The sequence below is a fragment of the Streptomyces sp. NPDC004658 genome (assembly GCF_040609555.1).
GTDB lineage: Bacteria > Actinomycetota > Actinomycetes > Streptomycetales > Streptomycetaceae > Streptomyces.
Genome location: NZ_JBEXKG010000285.1, coordinates 1 through 5,359, shown reverse-complemented (window position 1 = coordinate 5,359; position 5,359 = coordinate 1). Strand labels below are relative to the sequence as shown.

Genomic DNA, 5,359 nt, shown 5'->3' with positions numbered 1-5,359 from the left:
TGGTAGAGCTGGTAGCCGACGCCGTGGATGTTGAAGATCCGCTCGGTGACGATCGCCCCGCCCATCAGCGCCCCGATGTCCGTGCCGATGAACGTGACCACGGGGATGAGCGAGTTGCGCAGCAGATGCCGGACGATGACCCGCCGCCGGGGCAGGCCCTTGGCGACGGCCGTACGGACGTAGTCCGCGCGCTTGTTCTCCGCGATCGAGGTCCGCGTCAGCCGCGTGACGTAGGCCAGGGACACCGAGGCCAGGACCAGACCCGGGACGATCAGCTCACCGAAGGGCGCCTGCGGTGACACCGAGGGTTCGATCCAGGCCCACTTCACGCCGAGGAGCAGCTGGAGCAGCAGACCGGTGACGAAGGTGGGGATCGAGATGACGACGAGCGTGATCAGCAGGACGACGGTGTCGACGGGGCGTCCTCGCCGCAGACCGGTGACGACGCCGAGCGTGATGCCGATGACGATCTCGAGCAGGACCGCCACGATGGTCAGCCGGATGGTGACGGGGAACGCCGTGCCCATCAGCTCGGTGACCTTCTGCCCGTTGAACGCCGTACCGAAGTTGCCGGTGAAGACGTTCCCCATGTAGGTGAGGTACTGCTGCCAGACCGGCTTGTCCAGGCCGAACTCCCGCTTCAGCTGGGCCGCCGTCGCCGGGTCGCACGCCCGCTCCCCGCACAGGCCCGCGACCGGATCACCCATCACGTTGACCATCAGGAAGATCAGCAGGGTGGACCCGACGAAGACCGGGACCATCTGGAGCAGCCGCCGGACGACATAGCGCCCCATGACCGCTCAGCCGACCTTGATCTCGTTGTAGACGGGCACGCTGAACGGGTTGAGCGCCACGTGGGACAGCCGGCTGGACCAGCCGGCGCTGCCGTTCTGGTACCACAGCGGGATGGCGGCCATGTTGTCCCGGACGACGCCCTCGGCCTGCTGGAACAGCTTCACGGACTTCGCCTGGTCGGTCTCGGCGTTCGCCTCGTTCACGAGCTTGTCGAACTTCTTGTCCGACCACTGCCCGTCGTTGGAGGAGGCGTTCGTGTAGTACAGCGGCTGGAGGAAGTCCTGGATGAGCGGGTAGTCCATCTGCCAGCCCGCGCGGAACGGCCCGGTCATCTTGTGCTGCCCGATCTGGTTGCGGAAGTCGGCGAACGTACCCACCGGGTTGCCGACGCACGCCTTGTCGTTGCCCAGCACGTTGTTGATGGAGTTGCACACGGCGTCCACCCACTCCTTGTGCGAGCCGGTGTCCGCGTTGTACGTGATCTTCAGCTGACCGCCGGGGATACCGCCGCCCTCCTGGACGAGCTTCTTCGCCTCGGTGGGGTCGTAGTCGCAGGCCGTGCCGCACAGGCCCGCCTTGTAGCCGCCGGCCGCGCCGAGGACGGGCGAGGTCCAGTCGGTGGCCGGGGTGCGGGTCTTGTTGAAGATCGTCTCCGTGATCTGCTCGCGGTTGATCGCCATGGACAGGCCGGTGCGGACCTTCACCGCGCCCGGCGTGTTCCATGCCTTGTCGTAGAAGGGGAACGCGAGCGTCTGGATGATGCCGGCCGGGGTGTTCAGGTACCGGCCGTCCAGGTCCTTGTCGACGTTCTTCAGCTGGGCGGCGGGCACGTCGTCCACCAGGTCGAGGTTGCCGGCCAGCAGATCGTTGTAGGCGGTGTTGTTGTCGGTGTAGACCTTCAGGTCGACCCCGCCGTTCTCCGCCTTGTCCGGGCCGGGGTAGCCCTTCCACTTCCGCAGGCTCATCTGCGAGCCCTTGGTGTACGACTGGATGGTGTACGGGCCGTTGCCGACCGGCTTCTTCAGCCAGGCCGCGTGGTCCGTGAAGAAGACGCGCGGCAGCGGGTCGAAGGCCGCGTAGCCGAGGGTGTCCGGGAATCCGGAGAACTTCTGGCTCAGCCGGACGGTGAAGGTGTGGTCGTCCACCACCTTCAGTCCGGACAGCGTGTCCGCGGTCTGCTTGCCGCTGTCGGGGTGGACCTTGTCGTAGCCGTCGATGTACCCGAAGAAGTAGGCGTTCTTCTGGTTGTTCCGCAGGCTCGCGCCGTAGTTCCAGGCGTCGACGAAGGAGCGGGCGGTCACCTTCTCGCCGTTGGAGAAGGTCCAGCCGGGCTTGAGCTTCACGGTGAAGTTCCGCGCGTCCTTGGTCTCGATGGACCGGGCGAGCCAGTTCTCCGCCTTGCCGGTCTTCGGGTCGTACCGCTTCAGACCCCGGAAGACCATGTCGAGGACCTTGCCGCCCTGCACCTCGTTGGTGTTGGCCGGCTCCAGCGGGTTCTGCGGGTCACCCCACGAGGAAGTGAGGACGGCGCCGGCGCCGCCCCCGCTGTCGCTGCCCCCGCCTCCGGAGCACGCGGTGAGCGCAAATGCCACGGCTGCCGCACATGCGGGCCATACGGCGTAGGTTACTGCTCGCATGAGGTCTCCTTATGGATGGGGTTTGTCGAAGCGGGAGCACGAACGCTCGAAAGGTAGACATCACGGCACCCACGGCGCATCACATGTTTAGGTGAAAAGGAGATAAGTCAGTTAGCGACGTAACATCGCTTGGTGCCCTCTTTGGTGAACTACGAGAAGCGTGGTGGCGGATCAAGGTCTTTGCCCGCGCGGGTGGGGAGGCGACTGTGGGTCACCGCCGCCACCGCGCTGGTGCTGACGGCCGCCGTCTACACCCTGTCCGTCCGAACGGTGACCGGGCAGCGCTGGGAGAACGCGGTACTGGCGGGACGACGGCAGGACGAGACGCTCGCAGCCGCCCGTGATGCGAACCACATGCTGGACCACGTCACCGTGTCCTCACTCGGTGCCGCTGTGGCGATGCTGATGTTGATCGGACTGGCTCGGCGCCGTCCCGCCCTGACGGCGGTGGCCGTCGGCACGGTGGGAATCCCCCTGCTGCTGGCCGAAGTACTCAAGCGCTATGTGCTGAGCCGGCCCGAGCTCGTCGACGCCCCGGCAAGACTGTCGGGCAACAGCTTCCCCAGCGGTCACACTACGATCGCCATGAGTGTGCTGTTCGGGCTTGCTCTCGTCGTGCCCTACCGGTTGCGGGGCATTGCCGTCGGCGTCTGCGCTCTGTGGGCAATCTCCGTCGGCGCCTACACGGTGGCGGCGGGCTGGCACCGGCCCAGCGACACCATCGGGGCGGATCTGCTGGTGCTGGCTGTGGCCTGCGCGCTCGCGGGCCTGCTGGCGCGGACCGGAAGGGTGCGCCCGGCCACCGAGCGCCCATCGCCCCTGAGCGCTTTGTTCCTCGCCCCGCTGTGCCTGGTCACACTGGGCGGCTTGGGAGGTGGCAGTCTGCTCCTGCTGGAGTCGGTGGTCCGTTTGTCACCTGCGGATCCGGCGGTGCCACGTCTGGCCTACGCGGGCGGGCACGCGCTGGCAGCGGGTGCCAGTGCAGCGGTCACGGTGGTGCTGCTCGCTTCGCTGCACCGCATCGACCTCGATGACCCGGCGGCGTCGCCCTAATCGCTCGCTGGACTCGGTGCCCTTGCGGGCGATACGGACGCCGATGCGCTTGCCTCTGAGTCACTGTGCAGGTCAGCCGGGTCGTGTGCCTTGTCCGCATGCAGGCGCTGGGGCTTGAAGTACCGGCCGCGGTGAGGGTCGTGTCTCGTTCGGTGACCCTCCACCATCGGCTTCAGCCGTCGGTCGTGGGTGTTGCCGACGGAGACGCCGACGAGGAGGGGCAGTCCGTTCGCGTCCGACAGGACGTGCATCTTGGAACCCGGCTTGCCCCGGTCCACGGGGCTCGGACCTGTGCGCTCGCCCCCCCTTTTAGCGCGGACGTGGGCAGTGTCGAGGACCACGCGGGTGACGTCGATGAGGCTGGCGTCGTCGAGCCGGTGCAGCACGGCCTCGTGCATGCGGTTGGGGCTGATGCGGGGCCTGCGGAAGATCTGCCGGGATTTCAGGCGCGCCGTGCCGCGTTCGACGGGAGCTCGGCCCTGGGCGAGGGCGCGGTTCGGGCGCATCAACGTTTGCTCAGGCAGGAAGTCGGTGACGCTGAGGGCGAAGTGCAAGTTCCCCACCCCGTGGTTGGCGAGGCCCACCGTGGCCACGCCCGCTCCTTCCAGCCAGTGCGCCATCTTCAGACCGCCGACGTCCAGCGGGCGCAGCCCGAGGCTCTCGATGAACACCAACGCGCTTGCCTTGGCCTGCGCATCATCGCCGGCCAGGAAGACGTCGGGCCGACCCTTCTGCAGGACATGACGGAAGACGGTGTTGAACGCCTTCACCACGCTGGCGCTGGCCGGGGCCGCTTTGGCGACTTCCTGCGCGATCGCGGTCTCCTCGCGGTGGGCCAGCCCGTCGAACGGGGAACGGAAGAGAGCTTGAACCTCACACCTCGCCCCCGCCCGGCTCGCCGTCCCATCAGGTCCGTCGGGGTACCGTCGGCCTCCGCACGGTTTCGGATCATCGGGGTTGTCACGAGGTGGTTGGGTCACCCACTACGCTCAGCGGGCCTCTGCCGGGGCTGATCATCGCCGAGGGTTCGACGCCCAACCCGGCCGGACAGAGGTACCCGGACACCACCGCGATCCACACCGACCGGCACGCCGCCGGCTGGCGGCAGGTCACCGATGCGGTGCGGGCGGATGTTCCTGCAGCGCAGCACGGGGGCCGGGTCAGCCACCCGTCGACCACCGGCCTCACACCCCTCGCCCTCTCCCCCGTCCCGCTGCCGGAGACGATCTTCACTCCGCAGGGCCACCGGCAGGCCGCCGTCCCGCGCGCGATGATGACGAACGACATCCGGGCCACGATCGTCACTTCGCCGCCGTCGCACGCCGGGCCGTCAACGCGGGCTTCGGGGGCGTGGAGGTGCACTCGGCCAACGGGATGCTGCTGCTCCAGTTCCTCACGCACAACACCAACCGCCGCACCGACGGCTACGGCAGCTCGGTCGAGCGGCGGGTGTGGTCCGCGGGGAAGGTGACCGAGGCGGTGGCCGATGCGATAGGCGCGGACCGGGTGGGCATCTGTATCCCCCCCCCCCCGCGAGCAGGGTCAACGGAATCCTCGAAGAGGACACCGACGGCCTCTACGCCGCGCTCCTGGACCACTGAAGGGGCTGGACGCGGCTCGGCCGACACCGCTGGGTCGTCGAGAGAACGGTCTCCTGGCTGGCCGGATACCGAAGGCTGCACCGCCGTTACGAGCGAAAGGCCGAGCACTTCCTGGCCTTCGTCGGGACCGTCGCAGCGCTCATCAGCCACCGCAGACTCACCAACTGAAACAACGTCTTACTGATCTTTTCGTAAGTTCGGTGGGTGTGGTGGGCGGATGGTCAGGCCGGTGTGGGCGAGGAATGACCATGGCAGTCGGGGGTTGGCGTTGAT

General features: G+C 67.7%; 3 protein-coding genes and 4 pseudogenes. 3 read left to right on the top strand and 4 right to left on the bottom strand.

Going from position 1 to position 5,359, the window contains the following annotated elements; all coding sequences use genetic code 11:
* On the bottom strand, positions 1-794 hold a 794-nt coding region (locus ABZV94_RS39905), incomplete at its 3' end, for an ABC transporter permease (RefSeq protein ID WP_356349718.1).
* A 6-nt stretch (positions 795-800) separates the two neighbouring features.
* Positions 801-2,432, bottom strand: a complete 1,632-nt coding sequence (locus tag ABZV94_RS39900; protein ID WP_356349716.1) for an ABC transporter substrate-binding protein — start codon at positions 2,430-2,432, stop codon at positions 801-803.
* A gap of 144 nt (positions 2,433-2,576) precedes the next feature.
* On the opposite strand from ABZV94_RS39900, the gene ABZV94_RS39895 reads away from it, so the two are divergent.
* A complete protein-coding gene (locus ABZV94_RS39895; RefSeq protein ID WP_356349714.1) occupies positions 2,577-3,485 on the top strand; it encodes a phosphatase PAP2 family protein in 909 nt (302 codons plus the stop codon).
* On the opposite strand, the pseudogene ABZV94_RS39890 reads toward ABZV94_RS39895, so the two are convergent.
* A pseudogene (locus tag ABZV94_RS39890) lies at positions 3,459-3,886 on the bottom strand (transposase); the annotation flags it as partial. The gene ABZV94_RS39895 and the pseudogene ABZV94_RS39890 overlap by 27 nt on opposite strands.
* A pseudogene (locus ABZV94_RS39885) lies at positions 3,881-4,312 on the bottom strand (hypothetical protein); the annotation flags it as partial. The pseudogenes ABZV94_RS39885 and ABZV94_RS39890, both read right to left, overlap by 6 nt.
* A gap of 523 nt (positions 4,313-4,835) precedes the next feature.
* On the opposite strand from ABZV94_RS39885, the pseudogene ABZV94_RS39880 reads away from it, so the two are divergent.
* Positions 4,836-4,949 (top strand): annotated as a pseudogene (locus ABZV94_RS39880) (hypothetical protein); the annotation flags it as partial.
* Between the two features lie 149 nt (positions 4,950-5,098).
* Positions 5,099-5,254, top strand: a pseudogene (locus ABZV94_RS39875) (transposase); the annotation flags it as partial.
* Positions 5,255-5,359 lie beyond the last annotated feature (105 nt).

Excerpts from the sequence above, each read along its gene's own strand:
- ABZV94_RS39900 (WP_356349716.1), bottom strand. The coding sequence starts at position 2,432 with ATGCGAGCAGTAACCTACGCCGTATGGCCCGCATGTGCGGCAGCCGTG.